Source organism: Streptomyces sp. LaBMicrA B280, assembly GCF_049222185.1.
In the GTDB taxonomy this organism is placed as follows: domain Bacteria; phylum Actinomycetota; class Actinomycetes; order Streptomycetales; family Streptomycetaceae; genus Streptomyces; species Streptomyces murinus.
The window spans coordinates 393224-419946 of record NZ_JBMJCT010000022.1 but is presented as its reverse complement, the minus strand read 5'-3'; the positions used below and the strand labels follow the sequence as shown (position 1 = coordinate 419946).

The following is a 26723-nucleotide window of genomic DNA, read 5'->3' as shown; positions in this document are numbered from 1 at the left end:
CACCCCCGGCCCGCGCGCCCGCCAGTGGGCGCGGGCCGACGAAGTGTCCTCCGACCAGGCCCGATGCCGCACACTCTGTCGACGGCGGCCGAGGCGCGGGCCCCGTTAGGGTCGGGCCCATGACGCACAGCTTCGCGCTCCACATCCCCGACGCCGACCTCGAACCCGACCCCCTCGACCCCGGACAGATCGTCTCCGGGAACCCCGAGGTCACCGGGAAGGTGGTCTGGGAGTCCCCGGACGGCCGGCAGATCCGCGGGATCTGGCAGATCACCCCCGGTGTGGTCACCGACACCGAGGCCGACGAGCTGTTCGTCGTGATCAGCGGCTCCGCCACGATCGACTTCGAGGACGGCCCGACGCTGCGGGTCGGACCGGGTGACATGGCGGTGCTGCGCGCGGGCGACCGTACGACATGGACCGTGCACGAGACGCTCCGCAAGGCGTACGCCATCAACCTGTAGGGGCCGATTCCGGCGCCCCGCCCCGTTCGGGGCGTTGACAGCGCCACCATGTCAGGACAAAGGTGGCCGGGCGGGAAGGCGGGCCGGTCCCGCGGTGCTGACGCGGAGAGGCGGGCGGGGTGGAGGAGCTGGGTGTCGCCGTCGTCGGGTTCGGCTGGACGGGCCGGGTGCACACCCGGGCGTACGCCCGTCTCCCCCACCACTACCCCCGGCTCCCGCTGCGGCCACGGCTGATCGCGGTCGCCGAGGAGGCACCGGGCCGGGCCGAGGAGGCACCGGGCCGGGCCGAGGAGGCCGCCGCGCAGTTCGGTTTCGCCACCGCGACCCGCGACTGGCGGGAGGTGGCCGCCGATCCCCGGGTGCGGGCGGTCAGCGTCACCGCGCCGAACTTCCTGCACCGCCGGATCGGGGTGGCGATGGCCGGGGCGGGCAAGCATCTGTGGATCGAGAAGCCGGTGGGCCTGTCCGCCGGGAACGCCCGCGCGGTCGCGGACGCCGTCGCACGGGCCGGGGTGCAGGGCACGGACGGCTTCGACTACCGCAACGCGCCCCCCGTGGAGAGGGCCCGCGAGCTGATCGCGGCGGGCGAGATCGGCACCGTCACCCATGTGCGCATCCGGCTGTTCAGCGACTACGCCGCCCACCCCGACTCCGCCCTGACCTGGCGCTACGAGCGGGAGCGCGGCGGCAGCGGGGTGCTCGGCTATCTGGCCTCGCACGGCGCCGACCTGGCCCGTTTCCTGCTCGGTGAGATCACCGCGCTCACCGCCGACACCGCGGTCTTCGTCCCCGAGCGCGCCCGCCCGACCGGCGCCACCGCCGGGCACGACCGCGAGTTCGTTCATCCGCCGGAAGTCCCAGAACACCGCGCCGCTCGTGCCGTGCAAGCCGGGGCTCATCCTTCCAGGACCAGCCGGTGAGCACCGTGCATGTCGGCCCGGGCGACGGGGAGTTCGCCGCGTTCCAGCCGGGCGCGGCCAACGCGATGGGCTACGACGATCTGAAGCTGATCGAGGCCCACCGGTTCCTGCGTTCCGGCGCCGAAGGCACACCGTACGGCTGGGTCGATGTGTAGGCAGGTTGGTCAACACCCCTGGCGTCTCGCCCCGTTCGTCCGAACCCTCAAGGAGCGGCAACACCCATGCGTATCGGAATCCTCGGCCTCGGCCGCATCGGTGCCTTCCACGCCGAGACCCTCTTCGGGCTCGACGCCGTCGAATCGCTCGTGTTCGCCGATCCGTTCGCGGACGCCGCGAAGGCCGCCGCCGAGCGGTTCGGGGCACAGGTCGCGGATTCTCCGGGGGCGCTGCTGGCCGCGGGGGTGGACGCCCTGGTCGTGGCGGCGGCCACGGACGCCCATCCCGCGCTGATCCGGGCCGGGGTGGCGGCGGGTGTCCCGGTCTTCTGCGAGAAGCCGGTGGCCCGCACGATGGCGGAGGGCGTGGCGGTGCGCGACAGTGTGCGCGGCAGCGGGGTGCCGATCCAGATCGGCTACAACCGCCGCTTCGACGCGGGCTTCGCCGCCGCGCGCGCCGCCGTACGCTCGGGCGAGTTGGGGGCGCTGCACACCGTGCGTTGTACGACGCTGGATCCGGCGCCGCCGCCGGCCGCGTACGTCGCCGCCTCCGGTGGCATCTTCCGGGACTGCTCGGTGCACGACTTCGACATCATCCGGTGGGTGACGGGGCGCGAAGTCAGCGAGGTGTACGCGGTGGGCGGCAACCGGGGCGCCGACCACATCGCGCGGGCCGGTGACGCCGACACCACGGGCGCGCTCCTCACGCTGGACGACGGCACCATCGCGGTGGTCTCCAACTCCCGTCACAACGGCCGGGGTCACGACGTGCGCATGGAGCTGCACGGCTTCGCCGACGCCCTCGCCGTGGGCCTGGACGACCGGTTGCCGCTGCGCTCGGCCGAGCCCGGGGCCGGCTTCCCGTCCGGCACCCCGCACGCCTTCTTCATGGACCGCTTCGCGGCCGCCTACCGCGCCGAACTCACCGCCTTCACCGAGGTGGTGGCCGGCACCAGACCGTCCCCGTGCACCGTCGAGGACGCCCTGGAGGCGGGCTGGATCGCGGAGGCCTGCACGCTCTCCCGCGCCGAACACCGTCCGGTGGCGATCGCGGAGGTGCGGCAGGCCTGACGGGCCCGGTACCGGGGGGCTTCGTCAGCCGCAGTACCGCACCAGCCACTCGTCCGCGTGATACCGGTCGCGGGCCGGGTCCGGCAGCGTCGCCGGGCTGGTCTCGACCGTGTCCTCGGGACGTATCCGCTCGGGCAGGGTGCCGAAGCGTTCCCGGCGCTGGGCCGCCGCCTCGGCGGTGTCCGGTGCCGTCTTCCGGGGTTCCGTACGGTGTGTCATCCTCGTCCTCCCGTCTGCGCGGGCGCCCCCGTTCACCTCAACAACGCCCACGTGCCCCCGGTTGGTTCCCGGCCGCGCCTGGCGCGAATCCGTCAGGGTTACGGAGGAACGGCGCCCCACTCCTGCAGCGCTGTGACTGAACGCCGCAGTTGGCGAGTTGAGTGCCTCGGATGGTCCTCGTTCCGCGTCCGGAGGATGATGTGCTGAGCCGGGACGCGCTAGTTGGAACCGGGCCACGACGGTTGGAACCAAGATCAGCTCGTGGCACGGTCGGGACCCGGGTCCTCGGGGTTCGCGGGGAGGATCGCTGCGTCGTGGGCGGCGAGTTCTTCTCGGGTTCCGACGAGGGCGGGCCCGCAATGGGGAGGGAGCCGGTCGACGACCATCGTGACGGCCTGCTGTGCCGTTGCGGCCGGACCCACGGACTCGCTGCGCAGAGGGCCAGAGACCCAGTATTCGCCTTCTGCTGCGGGCTGGATGTAAGGAACGTCCCATGCCCACGGCCACTCTGTGCAGCGGCTGAAGTGCAGCTCCCCCATTCCCGTCCAGGGAAACAGCCGGCGTAGGCGGGGCTCGGCGTAGGCGGCTTCGAGCAGCTCCGGACGGACCCGCCCGTCGTCGCGAACGTTCTGCCAACCCACTTCGACCAAGGCATGCTGGTCCGCTGGTGTCATATCCACGGTGACCATCATCCCCGCGCTTCGGAAGCCGGTTGTTCGGATCCGGCTCCCACAACGACGGCAATTCGACGCTGGTTCCAAGAACCGTGACCACTTGGTTCCAGCCCGCCGCGATCGTCGCAGCGGAGTGACCGCGAAAAGAAGCGAGCGGCGAGGGCCGTGTGCACTCCGCGAGACGCCTGTTGCAGGTGATTGCCGACAGGCGTCACGGCCGACAGCGCCGGACCAACGCGGCGAGGGCGCGCCGCGGGTCGTACAGCGTGCGGGCGCCGTCGGTGACGACACGACGGGTGCCGGGGTCGACGGGATCGGTCCGCGCCCACTGCGGGCCGCCGATGCCGAGCTCGACCTCCAGGCCGGAGGCGAGGGTGTGACGTCGCTCGGTGATGAGTCCCCAGGCGCGGGTGCGGACCGGTCGGCCCAGGCCGAGTTCGCCGGCCCGGTCGGTCCATGTGCTCCCGGATTCGGCGGTGTCGGTGAGGTACGACGCCGGGTCCGACGTCAGGAGGACGATGTCCACGTCCGAGTCCGGTCGCGCCGCCCCGCGCGCGTAGGAGCCGACGAGGAGGAGGCCGACAATGTCCTCGCGGGTCGCGACCCAGGGGGTGAGGCGGTCGAGGAACTCCCGTACCTCGGCGAGGCATTCAGGTGGCACACCGGTCTGGTCCGGCGGGCTCTCGGCCCCGTCCCCGCACCTCACCCCTCACGCCCCACAGGACCGCAGGAACCTGCGTGTCCGCTCCGCGATCGGCAGTGGCCTGTCCGGCTCGCACGGGTACATGTCCTGCTCCACGATGGCGAAGAGATCCACGCCCAGCTTCTGCGCCGCCTCCAGCACAGGCCCCAACTCCGGTACCCCGTGCGGCGGTTCCTGAAAGACGCCGCGTGCCACGGCGGGTCCGAACGGCAGGCCCCGCGCGGCGACCTCGGCGAGGACCGCGGGGTCGACCTGCTTGAGGTGCAGATAGCCGATGCGTTCGCCGTACGTCTCGATCAGCCTGACGCTGTCGCCGCCGCAGTAGGCGTAGTGACCGGTGTCCAGGCAGAGGCCGACCGCGCCGGAGTCGGTCGCGTCCAGGAAGCGTGCGACATGGGCCTCGGTGTCGATATGGGTGTCGGCGTGCGGGTGGACGACGATGTCGAGGCCGTACGTCTCCTTCACCCGGCGGCCCAGCCGCTCCATGCCCCGGGCGAGGTGGCCCCACTGCTCGGTGGTCAGCTCGGACGGTTCCAGGATCTCGGCGGTCTTGTCGTCGCGCCAGAAGGACGGGATCACCACGAGGTGCCGGGCGCCCGTCGCCCGGGTGAGCGCGGCGACCTGGCAGACGTGGGCCCAGGTGTCGTCCCAGACGGCGGGGCCGCGGTGCAGGCCGGTGAAGACCGTGCCCGCGGAGACCTTCAGGCCGCGGCGGGCCACCTCCTCGTTGAGCCGCGCGGGGTCGGTGGGGAGGTAGCCGTAGGGGCCGAGTTCGATCCAGGCGTAGCCGGCTTCGGCGACCTCGTCCAGGAAGCGTTCCCAGGGCACCTGCCGGGGGTCGTCGGGGAACCAGACACCCCAGGAGTCGGGGGCGGAGCCGACCCGGATGCGGTCGAGGTCGTGCGGCATGATCAGGTGGTCCCTTCGGGGAAGGTGTCGCCGAGGTCCTCGGGCAGCGCGTCGAGTTCCAGGGTGCCGAGGCGCAGCACGCTGAAGTGGTCGCCGACCAGGCAGGCGTGGTGCGGGTGGTGGGTGATGACGCGGGCGCCGAAGTGGACGGCGCGGGCGATGGCCACGCACTGGGGCTGGCCGCCGGAGAGGGTGCCGACGGGCTGCTCCAGGTCGTCCAGGACGATGCCCACGCGGCGCAGTTCCCGGTCGGCGGTCTCCTTCATCCGGGCGATGTCCAGGCGGCGCGGCGGCCAGGGGCCCCGGGTCGGCTCGGACCCGCGCGAGCCCGGGCGAGAAGAGCGATCCATCGTTCTCTGCACCTCACTGTGCGTGCGACGGGAAGGGCGCTGTTGCGTCGGGACGCGATACAAGTCCCCGCCGGAGCCGCTGTCAACACTTTGTCCAGACATGGCCCCGCCGCACGGTCCGGGATTCATGTGCTCCACACCTCCGGAATATCCGCACACAAAGCCTGCTTATATGACTTACGAATTCACCCTCTTCACCACCCGGTTGCACTCCGGGGTGGTGAAGAGGGCGCGTATTTCGCACCCCTCATGAGATCCGGCCAGAGGTGGATCATAATTGGCCGGAGAATTCACCGGCATGGCAGTCGGACCAGCTGAGGGACATACTGGCGACGTGCCACTCCGCTCCCGGACCGGATGGCGGAAAGGCCACAACGGTGGATTCGGAAACGCTGCTTTCGTCGATGTTCACGGCCGAGGGGAAGGAAGACCCCTATCCGGTCCTGGCCGAACTGCGCCGTATCGCCCCCGTCTATTACCACGAGAAGCTCGACACCTACTTCCTGACCCGGTTCGCCGACTGCCAGCAGGTGCTGAGCGATCCGTCCTGCCTCACTCCCGATCTCACCTGGTGCGAAACGGAGTTGCCGGACTGGCGGGAACATCCGGCCGCCGTGTTCTTCTATTCCTCGCTGCTGCGCGCCAACGGAACCGACCATGTACGGCTGCGGCGGCTGGTGGCCGACCGGTTCAGCGCCCGCCGGGTCGCCGTCCTCACGGAGCGCATCGAGACCATCACCGCGGAACTCCTCGACCGGTTCGCCGACGCCACCCGTGACGGCGGCGCGGCCGACTTCCAGGAACTGGTCGGCTACCCGCTGCCCGTGGCCGTCGTGGGCGAACTGATCGGCGTCCCGCACACGGACCAGGACCGCTTCCACCACTACGGGCAGGACGCCGGCCGGCTCCTTGAGCCGGTGCGCACCGACGAGGACTGGAAGCGCGCCGACGAGGCCGTGAGCGCCCTGCGCGGCTACTTCGCCCAACTGGTCGCCCTGCGGCGGCGCAGGCCCGCCGACGATCTGGTCTCCGCGCTGCTCGCGGTGCGCGAGACCGACGACGGGCGGCTCGCCGAGAGCGAGTTGCTGGACATGCTGCTGCTGGTGTTCGTGGCCGGTTTCGAGACGACCGCCAGCCTGCTCGGCCTGACCGTGCACGCCCTGCTCAGCCATCCCGACCAGCTGGAAATGCTGCGCGAGGATCCGGCCCTGGTGCCCAACGGCGTGGAGGAGTCCCTGCGTTGGGACACGCCCGTGCGGATGACGGAGCGGATCGCCACCCGCCCGCTGACCGTGGGCGGCGTCGCGATCCCCCAAGGCGCCAACATCACCACCGTGCTCGCCGCCGCGGGCCGCGACCCCGCCCGGCATCCGGACCCCGACGCCTTCGATGTGCTGCGGCCCGACATCCGGGTGCTCAGCTTCAGCGCGGGCGCCCACTACTGCCTGGGCGCGGCCCTGGCCCGTCTCGAAGGCGCCGCCGTCGTACGGCAGTTGCTGGCGCGCTTCCCCGGACTGGCCCACGCCCGGCGCCCGGTGCGCCGGGACAGCATCAGCCTGCGGGCCTTCACCCGGCTGCCCCTCGTCACCTCGGGCTGAGCACCCCGGCCCACAGAAGGGACGTCCGTGAACTTCCTGCACACCGAACGCGCCGTGCTCGACCGGCTGCTCCCGGGCCTGGACACCGCGCTCGCCGCGCATCCGCTGGCCGATCTGGAGCGCGCCCCGAGCCCCGCGATCGAGGCGTTCCGCGCGGCGGGCGGCCCGGGGCTGCTGGTGCCCGCCGAGCACTCCGGCGCCGGGGCGACCGTGCTCCAGGCGGTCCGGGCGCAGCGGGCCGTCGGCGCCCGGTGCCCGTCCCTCGCGGTCGCCACCACCATGCACCACTTCTCGGTCGCGGGCCTGGTGGAGACCGCCAGGGGTGGCACCGGCATGGAGGGCCTGCTGCTGACCGCGGTCGCCGGGGAACGGCTGCTGCTGGCCTCCGGGTTCGCCGAGGGCAACACCGGCCAGAACATCCTGCGTCCGGGCATCCGGGCCGAACTCCGCGACGGACGGGTGGTGCTGAACGGATCCAAGAAGCCGTGCAGCCTGTCCCGCTCGATGGACCTGCTCACCGCCTCCGTCACGCTCACCGGCGCGGACGGGGTGGCCCGTCTCGCGGTGGCGATCGTACCGGCGAAGACCCCGGGGCTCACCGTGCGGCCGTTCTGGGGCAGCCCGGTGCTGGCGGGGGCCGAGAGCGACGAGGTGGTGCTCACCGAGGTGGAGCTCGATCCGCAGATGGTCGTCACCACGGAGGTCACGGCCGACGCGGTGCCCGACTCACTGAATGTCGCGGGCTTCCTCTGGTTCGAACTCCTTCTGACCGCAGGCTACTTGGGCGTGATCAGCGGCCTGGTCGAACGGGTGCTGACCAAACCCGGGGGCTTCGGCGGCGATCCGACGCCGTTCCTGGTCGATGTCGAGGCCGCGATGCTCGCCGTGGAGGCGGTGGCGACGGCCATGGAGAGCGAGGCGTGGGACGACACGCTGCTGGTGCGGGCGCTGCACGCCCGGTACGCGGCGCAGGACGCCATCGCCCGCACCGCGCCCCGCTGTCTGTCCGCCCTCGGCGGGATGGCGTTCATCGGCTCGCCCGACGGCACCTATCTGGCCTCGGCCGCGTCCGGGCTCGCCTTCCATCCACCCTCGCGCACCCGCATGGCCGCGCCGCTGCGGGAGCACCTCGGCGGCGCCCGGCTGCGCATCGGCTGAGCGGCGCGGTGCGCACGGGCTCCGGACGTCGATCCCACCCGCCGAGGAGGCACCCATGAGGCGAGAGCGCGGCACGGCAGCGCGGCACGGCGAGCCGTCGCCCGCGCGGACGCCCTACCGGGTCGAGATCGCGGACACCGTCGACGCCGTGCCGTCGACGGTCTGGCGGGAGCTGGCCCCGGCGGACGATCCGCTGTGGTCCCAGGGGGTGTTCGCGGCGATGGAGCGCGGCCGCCTCGGCCCCGAGGGCTACCGCTATCTGCTGCTGCGCCAGGGGGACGAGACGGTGGCCGTGCTGCCGCTGTGCCTCTTCCCCGGGCTGCGCCTGGACGACGTGGTGGGTCCGCGCGAACGCCGGCTGCTGCGCCCGCTGCGCGCCGCGTGTCCCGGGCTGCTGCGCGTGCCCATGCTGTTCTGCGGCCATCTGCTGGGCCAGGGCCACATCGCGGCGGCGCGGCCGCTGCCGCCACAGGCCGTACGGCTGCTGGTGTCGGCGGCCGGAGACGTGGCCGACTGGTCCGGGCTCGGAACCGTGGTGTTCAAGGACTTCGGCGACACGGAACTCATACTCCTGCGACCGGAGTTGGAGCGCGCCGGATATTTCGTCACGCGCAGCATGCCGGACACCGAACTGCGGCTCGGGTACGACTCGTTCGACGCGTACGTCCGCGCGCTGCCCGCCAAGCCGCGGCGCAACGCCCGGAGCAAGCTGCGCAAGTTCGCGGCCTGGCCGGGTGCCCGCGTGGAGATCGTCGAGGACTTCGCATCCCTGCTGCCCGACGTACTCGCCCTGTACGGACAGGTGATGGACCGCGCCGACCAGACGCTTGATCGCCTGGACGCGTCCTTCCTCACCGCCCTGGCGGGCTCCGCCGAGCCCCGGCGGGCGCTGGTCTGCGTGTTCGAGGACGACCGCCTGGTGGCGTTCCTGCTGTGCCTGTTCCGGGGCACCGGCGCGACCGGGGCGCGGATCGGCCTCGACTATCGTATCGCCCACGAGGCGCGGCTCTACCACGCCGTGCACTACGCGGCGATCCGGCTGGCCATCGAGTCGGGCTGCACCCATATCCGGTTCGCGCAGACCGCGTACACACCGAAGGTGGAGCTGGGCTGCGGCCTGGTCCCGCAGTCCTACGCCCTCACCCACCGACGCCCGCTCCCCCGCGCCCTGTTGCGCGCCCTGCTGCCGCGCGCCCTGGACTCCGCCCTGGCCGAGGCCCTCGGCGCGCACGCCGATCTGCTGCCCGCACCCCTCGCCGCCCCGCCGTCCGCGCCCGAGAAGAGGACTTCGCATGCCCCGAGTTGACGTGGAACTGCGCATCGCCGCCTCGCCCGATCAGGTCTGGGCCGCCGTGGCCGACGTCGAGTCCTATCCGGGCTGCATGGACAACGTGGAATCGGTGACGGTGATCGAGCGCGGCGACGCCCGGCACCGCACGACGGCATGGTCGGTCCGGCTCAAGGGCTCGGTCCTGCGCTGGACCGAGGCGGAGGTGCTCGATCCCGGGGCGCGGCGCTTCGACTTCCGTCAAGTCACCGGCGATCTGGGGGACTTCTCGGGCCACTGGGCGGTGACCCCGACCGGCGCGGCGCACAGCACGGTGTCCCTGCACGTCGACTTCGACATCGGCATCCCGCTGCTGGCCGAGATGCTCAACCCGGTCGCCTCGGACGCGCTGCGGGAGAACGCCGCCCAGATGCTGCGGGCGCTGGAGCGGCGGCTGGGGACCGCGGACACGGACGCGGGGGTACGGCGGTGACGGGGAGCCCGGCCGCAGGGCTCGACCAGGACCGTGAACTCCCCGACGCCCAGCGCACGTTCGACCTGGTCCGCCGGCACTTCTCGCCCCGGCTCGCGCTGACCGGGAGCTTCGCGGGGCGCGGTGCCGTGGAGGTGGGCGCCGTGGGATGCCGGGTGACCCTCTCCGACGGCCGCAGTGTGCTCGACTTCGGCTCCTACGCCGTGCCGCTGCTCGGGCACCGGCATCCGGCGGTCGTGGCGGGCGTGCGGCGGGCGCTGGAGACTCTGCCCACCGCGACCCGCAGCCTCGCCAACCCGGTGACGGCGCGGGCGGCCGCCACCCTGGTGCGGTACTTCGAAGGCGCCCTGCCCAAGGTGTACTTCGGGCTGAACGGCGCCGACGCGGTGGAGGTGGCGGTCAAGCTGGCCCGGCTGGCCTCGGGGCGCGACCGGGTCCTCGCGGTGCGCGGCGGGTTCCACGGCAAGTCCACCGGCGCGCTGGCCCTCACCCACAGCCCGCTCTTCCGCACCGGGCTGCGCGGCAGCGTGGTCGATGTGGTGCACGCGGACCCGGAGGACTTCGAGGCCGTCGAACGGGCCGCCGCCTCGGGTGAGTTGGCGGCCGTGGTCTTCGAGCCGGTGCAGGGCGAGAACGGCGTCGTACCGCTGCCCTTGGCCGTGCTGCGGCGCTGGTGCGCGGATGCCCGGCGGCACGGCGCGTTCACCGTCGCCGACGAGATCCAGTGCGGGCTGCGGCGCTGCGGCGAGCGGTCCGTCGCGCTCGCGGAGGGGCTGCCCGTGGACGCGGTGCTGGTGGGCAAGCCGCTGGGCGGAGGCGTCGTACCGCTGTCGGCGGTGGTGTGCTCCGAGGAGTTGTACGCACCCCTGGAGGCGGACCCGTTCCTGCACTCGGCGACCTTCGGCGGGCACCCGCTGGCGTGCGCCGCGCTGCCACCCGCCCTGGCCGCCATCGAGCAACTGGCCGCACATGGGACCGAGTTGGCTGAGGCGATGACCGAGGGGCTGGACCGGCTCCGGAGCCGTCATCCCGGTGCGGTGCGCGAGGTGCGGGGCCGCGGGCTGCTGTGGGGGATCGACTACGCCTCGCCGCGGCTGGCCGGCGATGTCGTCCTCGGTCTGGCCGACGCCGGGCTGCTGGTCTCCCCCTGTCTGAGCCGCCCCGCCACCGTGCGCCTGCTGCCCTCGCTGGCCTGCGGCCTGTCGGAGGTGGCGGAGGCGCTGGCCGCCCTGGACCACGCCACGGCCGAGGCCGAGGCCCGGTGCGCCGAGAGATGACCCCGAAGCCCGTCCGTGCCGCGCCCCCGCGCCCCCGCTCAAGGAGAACGGAACCCCCATGCCCACCCGGACCCGCGAACAGCTCGACCTCCTGCTGCGTACCGTCGTCTCCGATGTGATCGGCACCGAACCGGCGGAACTCCACGGCGGCACCAGCCTGGTGGACGACTTCGGGATCGACAGCCTCGAACTCATGGAGATCGGCTCCCGGTTGGAGTCGGCGCTCGGACTGCGCATCCAGGTGAAGGACCTGACGGCCGCCGAGACCCTGGGCGAGGCCGTGGACCTGCTGGAGACCCGGCTCGCGGAGCCGCGGTGAACGCCCGGGACGCGCGTGGCCGGTTCCGGGTGGCCGTCACCGGTGTCGGGGTGAAGTCACCCGCGGGAAACACACCCGAGGAGGCGTTCCAGACGTTCCTGGCGGCCAAGTCCACGGCGGCGACGGTCGATCGGCTCGCGGCCGAGGAGGTGCCCGTGCGCTTCGCCTGCCTGGTGCCGCCGTTCGAACCGGAGGAGTATCTGACCCGCCGCGAGGCCCGGCAGATCGACCGGGTGACCATGCTGGCACTGTGCGCGGCGGCCGACGCGGTGTCCGACGCCCGGCTGCCCGGCGATCTGCCGCCGGACCGCACGGGAGTACAGCTCGGCACCGGTATCGGCGGACTGCCCAGCATGGAGGCGACCGCGCTCGACCACGGCGCCTTCCCGATGGGCATGCCGGTGCACACCGTGCCCCGGACCATGACCAACTCCCCCGCGTGCCGGATCGCCATGCGGTTCGGGTTCCGGGGCTCGTGCACCACGTACGCCACCGCGTGCGCCAGCGGCACCACCGCGCTCGGCGAGGCGGCCCGCAAGATCCGGCACGGGGAACTGGACGTGGCGCTCGCGGGCGGCGCCGACGCGCCGGTCACGACCGTCATCATGAGCGGCTTCGCCCGGATGCGGGCCGTCTCCCTGCGCAACGAGGAGCCCTGGCTTGCCAGTCGGCCCTTCGCCGCGGACCGCGACGGGTTCGTGGTCGGCGAGGGCGCGGCGCTGCTGGTGCTGGAGCGCTGGGACCTCGCGGTGGCGCGCGGGGCGCGTATCCATGGAGAGATCACGGGCTACGCGGACAACTGCGACGCCTTCCACATCGTGGCCCCGCACCAGGACGGCTCCGTCGCCGCAGCCTGTATGCGCTCGGCGCTCGCCGACGCGGATCTGGCACCGTCGGAGATCGGCCATGTCAACGCGCACGGCACCTCCACGCTGCTCAACGACCGTGCCGAGGCCGCCGCGATCGACCGCTGCTTCGCCGGGCAGTCCCCGCCGGTCACCGCGCTCAAGGGCGTCACCGGCCATCTCATCGGCGGTTCCGGGGCGTTGGAGGCGGCGCTGGCCCTGCGCTGCGTCTCGGCAGGCCTGGTCCCGGCGATCGCCAACACCCGCACCAGCCCCGAGGCCGACCTCGTGGACCTGGTCACCGGGGCGCCCCGGACGGTGCGTCCGGCTCCCGTGCTGTCCAATTCCTTCGGTTTCGGCGGCCAGAACGCCTGCCTCGTGCTCTCTCCCGCCCCCTGATCCCTCGCGCCCGCTCGGAGACGGAACCATGCGCATTCTCGTCACCGGTGCCACCGGTGTGATCGGCACCGAGACCGTCGACACCCTGCGCGCGGCCGACGCGCCGCCGCACGTCCTGGTCCGTACGGCGCGACGCGCGACGGACGCGGGCATCGTGCCCTGGGCTCTCGGCGGGGGCCCGGTACCGGCGGGGCTCGGCGGCCACTGGGACGTCATCGTGCACACCGCGGCCTCCACCCGCTGGACGATGACCCGCGCGGAGGCGCTCGCCGCCAATGTGGAGCCGCTGCGCGCGGTCCTCGCCCTCGCCGGCCGCGACACCCATCTGGTGCATGTGTCCACGGCGTACGTCGCCGGGGAACGGAGCGCGGCGGCAACGGAGTTCGACGGCTATCGCAACGGCTACGAGTGGTCCAAGGCGGTGTGCGAGCAGGTGGTGCGCGAGGAGCACCCCGGCCCCTTGACGATCGTCCGCCCCCCGCTGGTCGTCGGCAGGCGCCACGACGGCCGGATCGCCCGCTTCTCCGGCCCGTACACGCTGCTGCACGCCCTGGTGTCCGGGCTCGCCGCGGTCGTCGTCGGCGACCCGGACGGCTTCGCGGAGATCAGCCCGGTGGACGAGGTCGCCCGCGCGATCGCGGACGCGGCGCTCTCCGCCCCGCCGCCCGCGTCCCGCACCGAGATCGTGGCGGCCGGCCCCGAGAGCCTGCGCCTCGCCACGCTCATCGACGTGACCTGCGCGGCATTGAACACCTTCCGCGCCACGCACGGCGCCCCACCGATCGCCCGCCCCCCGATCGTCCCCCCGGACACCTGGACCCGCTTCTTCCTCCCCCTCGCCGACCGCTACCTGTCCCCCTTCCAGAGCGAGGCGGTCAAGCTCTTGGCCATGTTCCAGAGCTACACCAGCATGGCCACCCCTTTCACCCCGACGTATCCCGTCCGGGATCCCGCCGAGGCGATGACGACCGCGGTCCAGCACTGGGCGGCGCGAAAGCCCCGGTTGGCGTTGGCGGAGCCGCGGCCGTGGACGTTGCTGACGAAGGGCGCGTGAGCGGATCGGCTCCGGGTTCGGCCCGCGCCCGTCGCCACCACGCGAGAGCGGTCCTGCCGTGGTTTCATGCTGGGGTGGAACAACCGGCACAGCCCATGGTGGAAGAGGCTTCCGGCTGCTGTGTACGGCGGCGCGAGGACGCGGATCTCGACGCCTGCGTGGAGCTGCTGGCCGAGGTGCACGAGCGGGACGGCTACCCGGAGAACTGGCCCGAGCGTCCCGGTGACTGGCTGGCCCGGCCCGCCCTGTTCGCCGCCTGGGTGGCCGAGCTGGACGGCCGGATCGTCGGTCATGTCGGCCTGTCCGAGGGCGGGGCGGAGGACCGGGCGCCGGGCCTGTGGAGCCGCCGCGCCGGGACGCCCGTCGAGGCGGCCGTCGTGATCAGCCGTCTGTTCGTGTCCCCCGCGGTGCGCGGAAAGGGGGTCGGCGCCCTGCTGATGGAGCGGGCCGCGGGCGAGGCACGGCGGCGCCGGCGCCATCCGGTCCTGGACGTCCTGACGTCCGACACCTCGGCCGTGGCCCTGTACACACGGCTGGGGTGGACCTTGCTGGACACCGTCGACCAGCGGTGGAGCCCCACCGAGACGGTGACGGTGCACTGCTACGCCGCGCCCGTCGTCCCCGAAGGTGAGCGGCGGGCCCCGTCCGGGCCCTGAACCGGATGCCGCCGTCGCGGGTCACTCGAAGGTGAAGGTGAAGACCGAGCGGACCTGTTCGGCGATCCCATGGAGATCGGCGACGCCGTCCGCGATGATCATGGCCTCGGCGAAGAAGTTCTCCCGGTCCATCGTCACCACGCGGAAGTTGTCGAACAGGTAGCCGTCCACCACCCCGGGAATCCGCTTGAGCTCCTCGACGGAGGTGGCGCTCACCAGGGTGCCGACCCGGTCGGCCTCGAAGGGGAGCATGGCCAGCAGCTCGGCGCCGCCGCGAGTCGCCGCTGCCAGGGCGTCGTCCAGCCGCTCGCCGAGTGCCATCCGTACCGACATGTCGATGGGGTCGACCCCGCAGGTCCGCTGGGTGGCCGTCCGGTACATCCGGCCACCGGGGCGCGGGTTGATCTCGACCAGCTCGCAGCTGCCGTCCGCGCGCACCCGCCCTTCGACATGGAACCAGCTGCTCTCCAGGCCGAGCGAGGCGCAGAGGATCCCGATCCGCTCCGACAGGTCGCGCACGGCCTGCCGGACGTGCGCGGAGGGCGGGGGCGAGATGAGGAGTCCCGCGTCGTGGTGCCGCTGGTTGTCGTGCTCGGTCTTCTCGACCTCGAAGAGCGGGTGGAACAGGCCGTCCAGCACCGGACCGTCGACCGAGAACTCGACGCCGTCGATGTACTCCTCCACGATGGCGTCCGTGTCCGGACCCATGGTGTCGGCCAGGTCCTTGAGGCGGGCGCGGAGTTCCACGGCGTTCCCGGCACGGCGGACGAGCCGTGAACCACCCGAGTCCTGGTCGGGCTTGACGATGACGGGGTACGAGGTGACCGCCTCGACGTCCAGGGCGGCGACGGTTCCCGCGACGAACGGGAGCGAGGACAGGCCCCGTTCCGCCATGGCCGCCCGCACCCGGGCCTTGCTCAGCAGGACCTCCCGGCCGCGCTCTCCGCCCGGCAGCCCGTAGTGCCGTGCCGTGCGCACCTGCCAGGAGATCAGCGAGTCGACGAAGTTGACGACGGCGGTCGGCTCCACGCCCGCCGCGCCGACCGCCGCCACCAGCTCCGCCAGGCTCGCCTGCTCCCAGTCGACGACGATGTGGGCCGCGCAGTGGTCGCGGTTGACGTCCTCCGGCTCGTCGGAGACCAGGACGGGGCGGCGTCCCATGTCCGAGAGCATGCGCGAGACGAGGCGTACCCCGCCCTCGAAGCGCTTGGAGTAGATCAGGACATCTCGCTCAACAGCCACGTCGTTTCTCTCTATCTGTGTCCGGGCGGAGGGGCAGGAGGTGATGCGGGCCGGGCGGGCGGCCGGTCAGGAGGTGGAGGGCTGCTCACCGGCGGTGTCCGCGGTCCGCGGCTCCTCGCCCAGCACACGGGCCTGTTCGAGGGTGGTGGCGGAGCGCAGCGGCGAGAACATCAGCCAGAAGGAGACGCACAGGTACGAGGCCGCGACGATCCAGATGGCCCGGCCGGGCCCCAGCGCGTCGGCCAGGGCCCCGCCGGCGAAGGCACCGAGCGGCAGCGTCCCGAGGGCCACCAGCCGGTAGCTCGCGGTGACCGCGCCCAGCTGGTCCTCCGGCGGGATGGTCTGGCGCAGACTCACCGCGAAGACGTTGAAGAGCGCCACCCCGAAGCCGTTCACGACGAAGGCGAGGGCGAAGAGGGTCACCAGTACGACCGTACCGAGGTCGAAGAGGGCCACGGCGGGGACGAGGAGCAGACCCACGGCGGCCAGGACCACGCCCCAGGTGAGCGCCCTGCCCACGGTGAGCCGGGCGCCGATGCGCGCGGCCACCAGCGAACCGACCAGCGCGCCGACGCTGCCGATGCCGATGGCCACGCCGATGGTGGTGCCGTCCAGGCCCAGCTCGCGGACGGCGAAGACCAGGAAGACGGTCAGGAAGCACTGCTCGTGCAGGTTGGACAGGCCCGCCTGGGTGCACAGGTCGCGCAGGGGCCGCAGGGACCAGGTGTACCGCAGCCCCGATCCGATCGAGCGCAGTGCCGACTGCCGCGGCACACCGGGGGCCTTGACGCCGCGGAGGAGCGATCCGCTGAGCGCCGCGCCCGCGAAGAGCGCGGCGGTGATGGCGAAGGTGGGCGACAGCCCCGCCCTTCCCACCAGGAAGCCCGCCGCCGAGGGTCCGGCGAGCTGGCTGATGGAGTAGGTGGCCTGGTGCAGTCCGTTGGCCGAGGAGATGGCGTCCACCGGGACGATCTTGGGGAGGGTGGACTGGTAGGCGACCTCGTAGAAGACGGTGGCCGTGCCGATGACCGCGGCGGCCGCGACGACCTGGGCGGCCGTCAGCCCTCCGGCGGCCTGGGCGAGGCCGAGGAGCCCGAGCGCGGCGCCCCGGACCAGGCTGGTGAGCACCAGCGTACGGCGGGGCGGGTGGCGGTCGACGACCATCCCGGCGACCAGCGACAGCAGAACGACCGGGACGAACTGCACGGCGGAGATGAGGCCCACCTCGGTACCGCTGGCGTGCAGGGCGGTCACCGCGACCAGCGGGAGCAGGAAGTTGGTCAGCTGGGCCCCGAAATGAGCGGCGGACTCCCCTGTCCATACGTTTCGGAAATCCCTGTTCTCCTTGAGGAGAACTCGGATTTCGTCGTCTAGGATCGCCATCTCGTCCTTCGATCGAACCAATTTGAAAATGAACCTAGCACACGCCTCACCCATACGCTAGAGTGCGTCGCGGACCGACGGTTCGACAGACGTCCAGAGAGGCGAGGATACGGTGTCGGAATATTCGGTATTGACAGAGGAAGAATTAAGGCTGCTGCCGTCGGACGAGGATGTCCTGCGCTACGAGGAAACCGGCTGGTATCTTTCGCAGAAACTGCTCAGCGACGCGGAGACCGAGGCCCTGACCGAGGCCAGCGAGCGCTTCTATGCAGGTCAGAGGGGTCGCGAGCTACCCGTTCGACCGGATCGACTGGCCGACTGGTCCTCCGCCGACGGCGAGATCCAGCGCAACAGCGACTACATTCATTACCGGGACGAGACCATCGCCGGAATTCTCCGTAAACCTCTCGTCGCCGCCGTGGCCGCACGATTGGCGAGAACTCCGGAGATACGCACCTTCCAGGCGACCCTCATTTACAAGCCGGCCGCTCCGGAAGAAACGTCGAACATTGTCTCCTGGCATTTCGACAAATACTTCTGGCCCACCTGCTCGTCCGACAACATGCTGACTGCCTTCATCCCTTTCCATGACTGCACGGAGGAGGCGGGCACCATCACGATGGTGCCGGGAAGCCACCGGTGGGAACGGCGGCACGGCGCCGAGCGGCCGGCCGGCGATCCCGCCGATGTGGCCCGCGAGTACCTGCTGGAGGGGGACGCGGAGCGCAACGGCGCCACCGTCGAGCGGGTGCCCGTGCACATACCGCGGGGTCATATGACCTTCCACCACTGCCTCCTGTACCACGGCAGCGGGCCCAACCGCAGCCCGCACCCCCGCCGCGCGATCTCGTTCCACCTCCAGGACGGGTCCAACGCCTACCGGCACTACCGGAACTCCGACGGCCGCCAGCAGCCGTACAAGCACGACGTCCTGGTACGGCGGACCCCGTCCGGCGAACCGGACTACGCGGACCCGGAGTTCTGCCCCACCCTCTGGCCCGCCGGGGGATGAGGGCTCCGGCCCCGGGACCCGCGCGGGTCCCGGGGCCGAGGCTCGCCCGGGGTGCCGTACCGGTCGCCCGGCGCGTCACCCCCTGGAGCCCGCCGTGCGGGTCACAGCGGGGTGACCCGGCCGAATTCCCACTCCCCCTCGTCCATTCCGCCACCGGCCTCGGCCCGCACCGCGTCGGCGAGGGCCTGGTCGGCGGCGGTGTCGCGGGTCAGCCCCGCGCCCCGGACCAGCGGCAGCGGCAGCACCGCCGCCCAGACCGGATGGAGCCGCGCCCCGCGTCTGACCTTGGCCTCCACCGCCGACAGGCCCAGATGCAGGGTGTCGAGCCGATGCCGCTCCATGTGCCGCAGCGGGCCGTAGTACACGGCGTTGAAGTACTCGTACGCGCCCCGGGTCCGGGTGTAGTCGAACCCGGCCACCCGGGCGTAGAGCATCTCCCGCCAGGCGAAGGCGACATGCCCGCCGACCAGGCCGCCCTCCTCGTCGACGACACGGAAGACCGTGCTGAGGCCGTCGAGGTGCTCGGCCTGGACCTTGAGGAACGCCCTGATCTCCGCCAGGTCCAGGGACGCGTCGTACCGGTCCATGGTCTGGCCGATCAGCGGCGCCAGTTCGTCCACGCACTCCGACAGGGGCGCCGTCTCCAGCGAGAGCCCGGCCTGTTCGAACTTGCGCACCTCGTAGTCACGCTTGCGGACGTTGTGTCCGAGCAGTCGGCGGTACGACTCGAAGGTGCCCTCCTCGTTGTGGATCACGGCCTCGGCGCTGCGCAGCTGTGCCCGGACCGGGAACAGACCGGCGAGCAACCGCAGGCTGTCGGTGGTGAGGAAGTCGAAGAGGAGGGCGTCACGGCCGAGCCGCAGGGCGTGCTCCGCCAGGCCCCCGACCAACTCGGCCAGGGCGTCCCGCTGTTCCGCCTCCCCTCCGGCGAGCAGGAATTCATTGTGGTACCCGGTGCGGGTGCCGACGCGCAGCACCGCGCGGTCGGCGGCGACCGGCGGAAGGGGCGGTGCGTTCCTCGCGGGGAAATCGTAGGACGGGGTGGCGGCGCGCAGCCTGCCCTCCGACGACACCACGGTGTAGGTGGCCGCGGCGAAGTCGGGGCGCTCCTGCCCGGCGAGCCAGCCATGGCTCTGGTAGAAGCAGGAGGCGGGCACCAGGGAGTCCCAGGTGTCGCGGGCGATGTCGCCGATCGATGTCAGATGCCTGGTCTCGGTCACGGCCGGGGCCTCCTCGCGCACCGTCCGGTCCGCGGGGCGGTACGCGGGTTCACAGCTGCCAGTCCTTCGTGTCGACTCCGCCGACCACGTGCCGCGCGTACGCGGCCCCGAACGCCTCGGTCTCCTCGCGGTTGCGTTCCCGCACGGCGTCGGGGTCGGCCCCGAGGGGCCGGTCCACGCCCACGAGCACCGTGTACAGGGGCACCGGCTGGGCACCCCGGCTCAGCTTGGCCTCGAAGGTGCCGAGGCCGAGGTGGATGGCCCGGGTGGACCGCCCCGTCCCCTGTGCGATCGGGTGGTAGACGACCAGGTTGAAGTAGTCCGCCTTGTTCTCGTAGCCGTAGTCGAAACCGGCCACCCGGGCGTACAGCATGTCCTGGTGGCGGTAGCGCAGGGCGAAGCCGACGGGGTTCTCGCCCTCCTCGGCCAGCAGCAGGGTGCTGCGCTCCCCCAGGTGCCGTCCTTGCCTGCCGTAGACCTCCGCCGCCTTGGCGACGCCGTAGTCGTGGCCGTGCTTGCGCATCAGCGCGCTGTTGAGCGGGGCGATGCGCTCCACGACCCCGGGCAGCGCCACCTCACGCACGGTGCGCCCGCTCTCGCCGAAGGTCCGCACCTCACGCCGGGCACGGGGGCGCCGTTTCGCGGGGAGCCACGCGTAGTAGTCCTCCAGGTCGTCCCAGAGGCCGACCGGGAGCACCGTCTCCACGTCGTGGAAGAGGACGACGGCATCGTCGTGGGCGGTGGCGAGGTCGAGCGCGTCCTCGCGGGGAAGGTAGTAGTAGGCGAGGACGGACGCCTCCGCCTTCTCGGCGAAGGCCAGGGCCTCGGCCGTCAGGGCCTCGACGGCCGCCGCCCGCCGCTCGGGCCCGGCGTCCGGGTGGTGGACGATCTGGCCCCGGAACTCGGACCAGCCCGCCCCGATCGCCAGTGGCCGCGAGGCGACCGCCGCATGGCGTTCCTCGTCGACGAGTCCGGCGAGCAGATCGGCGGGCGTGTAGAGCGCGTGCGGGGGCCGGGCGAAGGTGTAGACCTCGAGTCCGGCCGCCATGGCGCCCTGGGCGTCATGGGCCGTGACGCGCCGGGCCCGGGCCCCGGGCGGAAGCTCTTCCTCACGTACGCCCTGGAAGGCCGCGGTCGAGTAGATGGTGGACCCGGACGTGAGAGAGTCCCAGTCGGCGCCGGGCAGCGCGCCGACTGTGTCGTAGGTGCGGACATCCATGGGTAACTCCCGACATTGACAAGAGGGTTGTTGCACCGGCCTGGAGAGGATCACCGGGGGATCCGGCCGACGAGGTCGCGTACGTCGCCGTCGCGGAAGCGGATGAGGCGCACGCCGGACTTCGCCAGCCGTGCGAACAGCTCCTGGTTGGCGCGCTGTTGCTCCGCCCGCACCTTGAGGGCGTACCAGAGGATCGAGCGGGGTCCGACGACGGTCCACAGGGTTTCCCGGGTGCCGCCCCAGAGCTTCTCCCGGCGTATCCAGCGGCGCAGGGTGCGGCGCAGCAGCCGGGGAAAGGCCAGGCGCAGCGGCGGGTCGACCCAGACCACGCAGTCGGCGGTGTGCGCGTAGGCGGCGACGGCGGCCGGGAACTGGCCGTCCACCACCCAGCGTTCGCCCTCCAGCGCCTTGCCGACCTCGGCGAGGAACGCCTCCTCCGGCACCGGCGTCCACCCGGGCCCCCAGAACAGGGCGTCCAGGCAGACCGGGGGCGCCTCGGACCGCGTCAGCAGTCCGGCGAGGGTCGACTTGCCGCAGCCCGGGCCGCCGACTATCCATACCTTCCCCGCCGGTGGGCCGCCGGAAGGGTTCTCTTCGCTCACAGCAGGTTCCTCTCCACCCACATGGCCACCCCGTCCTCGTCGTGGGAGGCCGTCAGTTCCGTCGCCGAAGACCGTACGTCAGAAACGGCGTTGGCCATGGCCACCCCCCTGGCGGCGGCGCGCAGCAGGCTCAGGTCGTTGGGCGCGTCGCCGAAGGCGACGACGGCGCTCCAGTCGAGGCCCCGGGCCTCAAGGAGCCATGAGACGGCTGACCGTTTGTCGGCCCCCGGCGCCGAGACCTCGACCAGCCCGGCGTCCGAGGAGGTCCAGCCGAGACCGGCGGGCGCGAGGAGGTCGGGCGGGGGCGGGTCGGCGCGCAGGGCCATGAGGCAGAGGACGTCCTCGTCGTCCGGCACCTGGCCGACCCGGGGCGCGTCGGCTCCCCCGCTGCTGAGGACGTCCGGCCAGTCGGGTCCGAGCAGCCGCCCGGAGGGCCGGTCCAGAGCCCAGGGCACCGGGCCGAGGAGGGTGAGCGCCTCGCGCACCCGGGCCGGTGCCATGGCGCGGACCCGCCGCGGCCGGGGGTCGTCCAGATCGCCGGTGACGGCGCCGTTCGAGGAGACGAGGGACGCGCCCAGGCCGCGCAGCGGCAGCAGCACCTGCCGGGCGGACCAGGCGGGCCGGGCGGTGGCGAGGACCAGGTGCACGCCGGCCGCCACGGCCGCGGTGAGGGCCTTGGCGGTGCGCTCGCCGACCTCGTGGTCCGCGTTCAGGAGGGTGCCGTCCAGGTCCGAGACGACGACCGCCGGGCGGGCGCCCCCGGGAAGGTGGGGGCGCCCGCCGGTCCGTGCGAGGTCCGTGGAGGTCACGGGGCCGGTTCGGGGGTGGTGGGCAGCGGCATGCGGTGCACGATGGCGGCGGCGTACCGGTGGTAGTGCCATTCTTCGTAGCCGAGGTGGCTCTCGCCACGGATGCCGAGGTCGGCGTTCTCGAAGAGCTGCCAGCCGGGGCGGTCGACGATGGTGTCCATCTCCTCCCTGGGCGGGTAGTAACCGCACCGCCGCTCCTCGTCGTTGAGCCCGATCAGGTACTCGCCGAAGAAGATGCCGCCCGGGGCGACCATGTCCATCGCGTGGTGGATGAGCGCTTCCAGGGTGTGCGCCCGGTTGGGGGGCATCGACCACAGGCCGCTGCCCAGCACCAGCTGGAAGTCGCCCGAGGCCGGGAGGGTCATGTAGTCCTGCTCGACGATGGCGCAGTCGTCGGTGAGGCCCTCGGAGGCCAGCCGCTGCCGGAGGCCGACGACCTCGTGGTGGCCGTCGACGAGGTCGAACTCGCCGCCGTTCAGGAAGAGCGCGTCGGTCTCCACACCGACGACCTCCCAGCCGGCGCGGAGCAGGGGAAGGGCGAACTTGCCGTCCGAGGCGCCGAGCACGCAGGCCCTCGGGCGGACCCGGCGGGCGTACTCGCCCAGCGGGATGTAGCGGGCGAGCGCGGGGAAGTACGAGTAGTACGGCCCCCAGTAGCTCTTCTCGTCGACGTCCAGCACATGGTCTTTCAAGGGAATCCTTCCGCTGGTGGGCGTCATGCGCCTATGGGGGTCGCCGACTCGGCGGCGCTGTTGCGGGTGCTGCCCCATCGCTTGGCCGCGGCCTCGTGGATGAACCAGATGTCGTCCTCGTCCAGGAGCCGGGAGACCACCTCGGGGTATGCCTCTTCGAAGTACGTGTAGGGCGGCCGGTTGTCCTTGCGCGAGTGGTAGTCGAGCCGGTCCTGCCCGTGTGCCGCGGTGATGGCGGTGCCGGGGTGGTAGGTGAGGATGTTCGGGCTGGCCATGACGAGCAGTCCGTCGTCGATGAGCCGGCCTATCTCCTCGATCGTCTCCTCGATGGAATCGCGGTTCTCGCCGTCGAGTCCGAAGAGGACGGAGCTGCCGACGCGGATCCCGTGGTCCCTGATGGTGGTCAGGGCTTCCCGCACCTTGCTCACCCATGCCTCGGGGTTGCGGCGCAGCAGGTTCTTGCCGACGTTCCGCATGACCTGCTGGGCCATGCTCTCGATGCCGATGTAGACGTAGGTGCAGCCGTTCTCCCGCATGAGGTCGAGGGCCGCGTGGACCTCCGGCGCCTTGGCGCGGTTGAGGACGACGTCCACGGTGAGCTGTGCGCCCCACTCGAAGGACCGTAACCGCGGCTTGCGGGCCCGCAGGCGTGCCAGGTCGTGGCAGAAGTCGGTGATGGCCTTCCAGTTGCCGCCCCAGAAGACCGGGTCGTCGAAGAAGGCGGCTTCCGTTCCCCAGTCGACCAGTTGCTCGATGCGCTGGGCGACGTGCTCGGTCTCGGACACCGCGAAGCGCGTGGGGCGCTTGGACACCTGGATGCTCTCGGAGCAGAAGGTGCACTTGAAGGGGCAGGCGTCCAGTGTCATCACATGGGCGGTGCGGCTGCCCAGGGGGGAGCTGCCCGCGCGGGTGAAGATCCCGAACCGGGCCCGCACGGAGAAGGCCTGGTACGGCGAGGGGAGCCGCGCCGCGTCGATGCGCTCGCCCCGTACGGGGACGAGCACGGCCTCGTCCGCCGTGAGGCCGACGATGTTGCCGGCCCCCTTGGTCGTCCCGTCGTGGGCGGCGACGAGCGCGAGGGCGTCGAGGACCGCCTCGACGGGGGTGGGGTCCGAGGTGGGGGTCGTGACCAGTGCGACCGCGCGTAACAGCAGGTCGAGGAGGGGGGATCCGTCCCCTGCCACCACGAAGTCGACCACCGGCCGGGACCGGCCGTCGCGGATGACTTCCACCGTGCTGCTCCAGGACAGGTCGGCCGTGCGGGTGGCGTCCTGGTAGCGGACGGTCTCGTCGGCGTGCCTGCCGCCGACGATCACCAGGCAGCCGGGGGCGTGCTCCTTGGCCAGTTCGGCCATCTCCAGCGCGTAGCGGTGGCCGGCCGACACCGAGCTGAGCAGCAGCACCTTGGGGCGCAGCGCCCGGAGTTCGGTGATGAACGCCGTGCGGGCCACGTCGTCCCAGATGCGCGGGTCGAAGACATGGCCGTCGGTGGTCCGGCTGTCCGCCACGAGCACGGAGCGGGGTCCGTCCTCGGCGAGGCGGTAGGCGTCGTCCGGGTAGTGACCCCAGTCGGCGGCGACGTCGTCCAGCGACGGCTGTTCGGGGAGCCCGCGCACCAGGCGTGCGACGGATCGTTCGACGGTGAGGGAGAGCGCCGAGTAGAGGCACATGGGGTCGCCGGGGTAGGCGACCTCGCCGCCTCGGCTGGTGGCGACGGGGACCAGGGCGGCCATGATCGGGAAGAGGTAGGGGTCCCGGGCCGGGTGGGGGGCGGTGTCAGCGGACCGCGCGAAGAGTTCGCGGCGGCGGGAGAGGCGGTCGGCCAGCTCCTGCCGGGTGACGGAGTCGGGACATCGCGGTTCCAGGGGGGGACGAACCGTCAGTATCACGTGGGGGCCTGCGATTCCGGTGATCAGATCGACGAGATCAGCTCGGCCACGGCGGGTTCGGCCGCGCGGCTGGTCACCAGGGAGGTGCTGTCGCCGAGCTTGCGGTAGGCGTGGGTGGCCAGGCAGGCGCGGGCCACGTCCGCGTAGTCGGTGACGGCCGGTGTCGCGGCTATCTTGTCGACCGCGGCGGTGTCCTTGGCCTGGGCCGCCTGACGGAGCCGGGATTCGAGGTCGACGAGTTCCCGCGCCGCCTCGCGGGCGCCCTCCGGGGTGGTGGGGAAGGCGGGCAGGGAGGCGGGGACCGCCGGGTCGTCCGCGATCTTCCGGGCGAGCGCCGTCTCGTTCTCGTAGAAGTGGAACGTGCCGGCCTGGTGGATGTACCGGCCGGCGGGCACGCCGAGCAGACCGGCGGCGTACTGCTGCAGGCCCATGAACAGGAAGGCGTCGTACGGCAGGACGGTCAGCGCCTGCTGGGCGCGCATCACGGTGAGCCATACGAGGGCCCCGTCCCGCAGGAAGAGGTGCACGCCCACGGCGCAGGGGTATTCCCGCGACTGCCGGAAGTTGTCCTGCGGCTCCAGGACCAGGGCGAAGGCACGGCGGTGGGCGGGGTCGCGCTCGATGCGGCCGACGACCTCCTCCAGCTGGTTGCCGTTGGCCGTGATGAGCCGGTGGCCGAAGGCGCCGCTGAGGGTGTGTTGGTCGTCCGAGTACTCATGGGCGCCGCGGCGGTAGTACGCGGGGGTCTCCACGTCGTTGCGCCCGTCGAGCGACCAGGCGAGCAGACCGAAACAGTAGGAGAGGTTCACCGGCAGGTGCGGGGTGACGGCGAGACAGGACGTCGGGTTCTCGATCGTGCTGCGGTGGGCGATGACTTCGCGGTAGGGACGGTCGTTGCGGCCGAAGTCGGACGCCTTGGAGAGCGGGTCACGGACCGAGGCGATGTCGCTTCCCTCGTCGAGGACCGCCTGGAGGCCGGACGTATAGGCATCAGCAAAAGAACGGAAAACATCCATGCCACGTTCCTTAATTCTGAGAGCTGCCCGAGAGATTGCGAAGAGTTCACCTCACGTCAACCCGGACAAACCATCGTGACCTGTTGGCCAGCTACCCGAGCGATCCCACACCAGCCACCCGATCATTGTCAACCAACCCCCTGGATAAGCGAGTTACAGTCTCCGGCCGCCTCCCCGGTTGCCCAGGAATCGGTAAAGTCACCGAGCGTTGACACGCATTGGAGAGGCCCTGCTAGTGTGCGCGCTTGAATTTCCGGTAATTACCTGGCCGCCGGTCCGAATGAGGTCAAACAATGGCTGGTTTCAATCGCTCCGCCCCGCCATGGCTGAACGAGCGATGGCGCATCGGGTGGGGCACCGGCGTGGTGCTCGTGACCTACGCGGGGCTCATCGCCGTCCACCCCACCTCGAAGCACGGCGTGGGTGGCCCGATCGCACTGCTGGCGCTGGTGGGTTACACGCTCGGCGCCCTGCTGATCGTCTCCGGCGCGGTGGCCCGGCTGCCTCCCACCACCGTGGCCCTGTTACCCGTGGCCATCACGGTGAACATCGTGATGGGCAAGATCGTCTATTTCAGCGGCCTTCCCCTGCAACTGGACTCCATCGGCACCGTGCTGGTGGGAGTGGTCGCGGGGCCCGCCGCCGGGGCCGCCACCGGGGCGCTGGCCAGTGTCATCGTGGGCATGACGATCACACCCGGCGCCCTGCCGTACGCCGTGACGGCGGCCATGATCGGCTTCACCGCGGGCGTGCTGGCCCGCGCCGGGATGTTCCGGCGGCTGCCCACCGCGGTGCTCGCCGGTGGCTTGATCGGAGTGGTCGCGGGCGTCATCTCCGCCCCCATCACCGCCTTCGTCTTCGGCAACGCCAGCGGATCGGTGGGCCAGTCCGCGCTCATCGCGACCTTCCAGGCGTTCGGGAACGGCATGCTCAAGGCGGCCACCCTGCAAGGGCTGGTGGCCGATCCGCTCGACAAGGCGCTGACGGTGGTGCTCGCGATGGCCATTCTCAAGGGCCTGCCACCGGGATTCCTGCACCGCTTCCCGTTCGTCCGCGACCGGCACGTCCTGGCGCCGCGGGCCGAGTTGGTGAGGGCGGCGTGAACGCC

General features: G+C 71.9%; 26 protein-coding genes and 2 pseudogenes. 14 read left to right on the top strand and 14 right to left on the bottom strand.

Features of this window, described 5'->3' with window-relative positions; translation table 11 throughout:
• Nucleotides 1-119 precede the first annotated feature (119 nt).
• The 3 genes and pseudogenes from ACLF5H_RS21260 (at nt 120) to ACLF5H_RS21250 (ending at nt 2610) form a co-directional block, all read left to right on the top strand.
• The gene (locus ACLF5H_RS21260; protein WP_421677589.1) at nt 120-464 is read left to right on the top strand and encodes a cupin domain-containing protein; all 345 of its coding nucleotides are present in this window, start codon (nt 120-122) and stop codon (nt 462-464) included.
• 119 nt (nt 465-583) lie between these two features.
• Nucleotides 584-1524 (top strand): annotated as a pseudogene (locus tag ACLF5H_RS21255) (Gfo/Idh/MocA family protein); the annotation flags it as partial.
• Nucleotides 1525-1605: 81 nt separating this feature from the next.
• Entirely contained in the window at nt 1606-2610 is a 1005-nt protein-coding gene (locus tag ACLF5H_RS21250) for a Gfo/Idh/MocA family protein (RefSeq protein WP_421677588.1), read from the top strand.
• A gap of 24 nt (nt 2611-2634) precedes the next feature.
• On the opposite strand, the gene ACLF5H_RS21245 is transcribed toward ACLF5H_RS21250, so the two are convergent.
• From ACLF5H_RS21245 to ACLF5H_RS21225, 5 genes and pseudogenes are all read right to left on the bottom strand, one after another.
• Nucleotides 2635-2829 (bottom strand): hypothetical protein, encoded by a 195-nt coding sequence (locus ACLF5H_RS21245; RefSeq protein WP_421677587.1) that lies wholly within the window; start codon nt 2827-2829, stop codon nt 2635-2637.
• A 254-nt stretch (nt 2830-3083) separates the two neighbouring features.
• Nucleotides 3084-3503: a DUF6193 family natural product biosynthesis protein gene (locus ACLF5H_RS21240; RefSeq protein WP_421677621.1), complete on the bottom strand. Its 420-nt coding sequence runs from the start codon at nt 3501-3503 to the stop codon at nt 3084-3086.
• 211 nt (nt 3504-3714) lie between these two features.
• A complete protein-coding gene (locus ACLF5H_RS21235; protein ID WP_421677586.1) occupies nt 3715-4164 on the bottom strand; it encodes a nucleotidyltransferase domain-containing protein in 450 nt (149 codons plus the stop codon).
• A 48-nt stretch (nt 4165-4212) separates the two neighbouring features.
• Nucleotides 4213-5115: a sugar phosphate isomerase/epimerase family protein gene (locus ACLF5H_RS21230; RefSeq protein ID WP_421677585.1), complete on the bottom strand. Its 903-nt coding sequence runs from the start codon at nt 5113-5115 to the stop codon at nt 4213-4215.
• A gap of 32 nt (nt 5116-5147) precedes the next feature.
• A pseudogene (locus ACLF5H_RS21225) lies at nt 5148-5435 on the bottom strand (sugar ABC transporter ATP-binding protein); the annotation flags it as partial.
• A 434-nt stretch (nt 5436-5869) separates the two neighbouring features.
• Between ACLF5H_RS21225 and ACLF5H_RS21220 the strand changes: the two are divergent.
• From ACLF5H_RS21220 to ACLF5H_RS21180, 9 genes are all read left to right on the top strand, one after another.
• Nucleotides 5870-7063: a cytochrome P450 gene (locus tag ACLF5H_RS21220; protein ID WP_421677584.1), complete on the top strand. Its 1194-nt coding sequence runs from the start codon at nt 5870-5872 to the stop codon at nt 7061-7063.
• 27 nt (nt 7064-7090) lie between these two features.
• Nucleotides 7091-8221: an acyl-CoA dehydrogenase gene (locus ACLF5H_RS21215; RefSeq protein WP_421677583.1), complete on the top strand. Its 1131-nt coding sequence runs from the start codon at nt 7091-7093 to the stop codon at nt 8219-8221.
• 55 nt (nt 8222-8276) lie between these two features.
• On the top strand, nt 8277-9527 hold the full coding sequence (locus ACLF5H_RS21210; protein WP_421677582.1) for a GNAT family N-acetyltransferase: 1251 nt from the start codon (nt 8277-8279) through the stop codon (nt 9525-9527).
• Complete coding sequence (locus ACLF5H_RS21205) at nt 9514-9981, top strand: type II toxin-antitoxin system RatA family toxin (RefSeq protein WP_421677581.1); 468 nt, start codon at nt 9514-9516, stop codon at nt 9979-9981. The genes ACLF5H_RS21210 and ACLF5H_RS21205 overlap by 14 nt, the downstream gene beginning before the upstream one ends.
• On the top strand, nt 9978-11258 hold the full coding sequence (locus ACLF5H_RS21200; protein WP_421677580.1) for an aspartate aminotransferase family protein: 1281 nt from the start codon (nt 9978-9980) through the stop codon (nt 11256-11258). The genes ACLF5H_RS21205 and ACLF5H_RS21200 overlap by 4 nt, the downstream gene beginning before the upstream one ends.
• A 58-nt stretch (nt 11259-11316) precedes the next feature.
• Nucleotides 11317-11577, top strand: coding sequence for an acyl carrier protein (locus ACLF5H_RS21195; RefSeq protein ID WP_421677579.1), 261 nt, complete (start codon nt 11317-11319; stop codon nt 11575-11577).
• Complete coding sequence (locus ACLF5H_RS21190) at nt 11574-12821, top strand: beta-ketoacyl-[acyl-carrier-protein] synthase family protein (RefSeq protein ID WP_421677578.1); 1248 nt, start codon at nt 11574-11576, stop codon at nt 12819-12821. Before ACLF5H_RS21195 ends, ACLF5H_RS21190 begins: the two co-directional genes overlap by 4 nt.
• Nucleotides 12822-12849: 28 nt before the next feature.
• Nucleotides 12850-13875, top strand: coding sequence for an SDR family oxidoreductase (locus ACLF5H_RS21185; protein ID WP_421677577.1), 1026 nt, complete (start codon nt 12850-12852; stop codon nt 13873-13875).
• Nucleotides 13876-13949: 74 nt separating this feature from the next.
• Entirely contained in the window at nt 13950-14531 is a 582-nt protein-coding gene (locus ACLF5H_RS21180) for a GNAT family N-acetyltransferase (protein WP_421677576.1), read from the top strand.
• 21 nt (nt 14532-14552) lie between these two features.
• Here ACLF5H_RS21180 and ACLF5H_RS21175 read toward each other — a convergent pair whose 3' ends face one another.
• A complete protein-coding gene (locus ACLF5H_RS21175) occupies nt 14553-15773 on the bottom strand; it encodes an ATP-grasp domain-containing protein (RefSeq protein WP_421677575.1) in 1221 nt (406 codons plus the stop codon).
• Nucleotides 15774-15839: 66 nt separating this feature from the next.
• Nucleotides 15840-17156, bottom strand: coding sequence for an MFS transporter (locus ACLF5H_RS21170; protein ID WP_421677574.1), 1317 nt, complete (start codon nt 17154-17156; stop codon nt 15840-15842).
• 130 nt (nt 17157-17286) lie between these two features.
• Between ACLF5H_RS21170 and ACLF5H_RS21165 the strand changes: the two genes are divergently transcribed.
• Nucleotides 17287-18168, top strand: a complete 882-nt coding sequence (locus tag ACLF5H_RS21165) for a phytanoyl-CoA dioxygenase family protein (protein ID WP_421677573.1) — start codon at nt 17287-17289, stop codon at nt 18166-18168.
• 101 nt (nt 18169-18269) lie between these two features.
• Here ACLF5H_RS21165 and ACLF5H_RS21160 read toward each other — a convergent pair whose 3' ends face one another.
• Genes ACLF5H_RS21160 through ACLF5H_RS21130 form a run of 7 tightly spaced genes read right to left on the bottom strand, consistent with a single transcriptional unit; the run spans nt 18270 to nt 25615 of the window.
• Nucleotides 18270-19388, bottom strand: coding sequence for a hypothetical protein (locus ACLF5H_RS21160; protein ID WP_421677572.1), 1119 nt, complete (start codon nt 19386-19388; stop codon nt 18270-18272).
• Nucleotides 19389-19437: 49 nt separating this feature from the next.
• Nucleotides 19438-20607, bottom strand: a complete 1170-nt coding sequence (locus ACLF5H_RS21155; protein WP_421677571.1) for a peptidogalycan biosysnthesis protein — start codon at nt 20605-20607, stop codon at nt 19438-19440.
• A 50-nt stretch (nt 20608-20657) separates the two neighbouring features.
• On the bottom strand, nt 20658-21209 hold the full coding sequence (locus ACLF5H_RS21150; protein ID WP_421677570.1) for a hypothetical protein: 552 nt from the start codon (nt 21207-21209) through the stop codon (nt 20658-20660).
• On the bottom strand, nt 21206-22018 hold the full coding sequence (locus ACLF5H_RS21145) for an HAD family hydrolase (protein WP_421677569.1): 813 nt from the start codon (nt 22016-22018) through the stop codon (nt 21206-21208). Before ACLF5H_RS21145 ends, ACLF5H_RS21150 begins: the two co-directional genes overlap by 4 nt.
• Entirely contained in the window at nt 22015-22710 is a 696-nt protein-coding gene (locus ACLF5H_RS21140; protein WP_421677568.1) for a hypothetical protein, read from the bottom strand. Before ACLF5H_RS21140 ends, ACLF5H_RS21145 begins: the two co-directional genes overlap by 4 nt.
• A gap of 23 nt (nt 22711-22733) precedes the next feature.
• Nucleotides 22734-24599, bottom strand: coding sequence for a B12-binding domain-containing radical SAM protein (locus ACLF5H_RS21135; protein WP_421677567.1), 1866 nt, complete (start codon nt 24597-24599; stop codon nt 22734-22736).
• 23 nt (nt 24600-24622) lie between these two features.
• Entirely contained in the window at nt 24623-25615 is a 993-nt protein-coding gene (locus ACLF5H_RS21130; protein WP_421677566.1) for a thymidylate synthase, read from the bottom strand.
• A 293-nt stretch (nt 25616-25908) separates the two neighbouring features.
• Here ACLF5H_RS21130 and ACLF5H_RS21125 point away from each other — a divergent pair, with 293 nt between their 5' ends.
• A complete protein-coding gene (locus ACLF5H_RS21125) occupies nt 25909-26718 on the top strand; it encodes a hypothetical protein (RefSeq protein ID WP_421677565.1) in 810 nt (269 codons plus the stop codon).
• Nucleotides 26719-26723 lie beyond the last annotated feature (5 nt).

Bases quoted from the DNA above. Each gene is read 5' to 3' on its own strand.
- ACLF5H_RS21125 (WP_421677565.1), top strand. From the start codon at position 25,909: ATGGCTGGTTTCAATCGCTCCGCCCCGCCATGGCTGAACGAGCGATGG.
- ACLF5H_RS21230 (WP_421677585.1), bottom strand. From the start codon at position 5,115: ATGCCGCACGACCTCGACCGCATCCGGGTCGGCTCCGCCCCCGACTCC.
- ACLF5H_RS21260 (WP_421677589.1), top strand. From the start codon at position 120: ATGACGCACAGCTTCGCGCTCCACATCCCCGACGCCGACCTCGAACCC.
- ACLF5H_RS21170 (WP_421677574.1), bottom strand. From the start codon at position 17,156: ATGGCGATCCTAGACGACGAAATCCGAGTTCTCCTCAAGGAGAACAGG.
- ACLF5H_RS21185 (WP_421677577.1), top strand. From the start codon at position 12,850: ATGCGCATTCTCGTCACCGGTGCCACCGGTGTGATCGGCACCGAGACC.
- ACLF5H_RS21205 (WP_421677581.1), top strand. From the start codon at position 9,514: ATGCCCCGAGTTGACGTGGAACTGCGCATCGCCGCCTCGCCCGATCAG.
- ACLF5H_RS21130 (WP_421677566.1), bottom strand. From the start codon at position 25,615: ATGGATGTTTTCCGTTCTTTTGCTGATGCCTATACGTCCGGCCTCCAG.
- ACLF5H_RS21195 (WP_421677579.1), top strand. From the start codon at position 11,317: ATGCCCACCCGGACCCGCGAACAGCTCGACCTCCTGCTGCGTACCGTC.
- ACLF5H_RS21240 (WP_421677621.1), bottom strand. From the start codon at position 3,503: ATGACACCAGCGGACCAGCATGCCTTGGTCGAAGTGGGTTGGCAGAAC.
- ACLF5H_RS21210 (WP_421677582.1), top strand. From the start codon at position 8,277: ATGAGGCGAGAGCGCGGCACGGCAGCGCGGCACGGCGAGCCGTCGCCC.
- ACLF5H_RS21245 (WP_421677587.1), bottom strand. From the start codon at position 2,829: ATGACACACCGTACGGAACCCCGGAAGACGGCACCGGACACCGCCGAG.
- ACLF5H_RS21250 (WP_421677588.1), top strand. From the start codon at position 1,606: ATGCGTATCGGAATCCTCGGCCTCGGCCGCATCGGTGCCTTCCACGCC.
- ACLF5H_RS21220 (WP_421677584.1), top strand. From the start codon at position 5,870: ATGTTCACGGCCGAGGGGAAGGAAGACCCCTATCCGGTCCTGGCCGAA.
- ACLF5H_RS21155 (WP_421677571.1), bottom strand. From the start codon at position 20,607: ATGGATGTCCGCACCTACGACACAGTCGGCGCGCTGCCCGGCGCCGAC.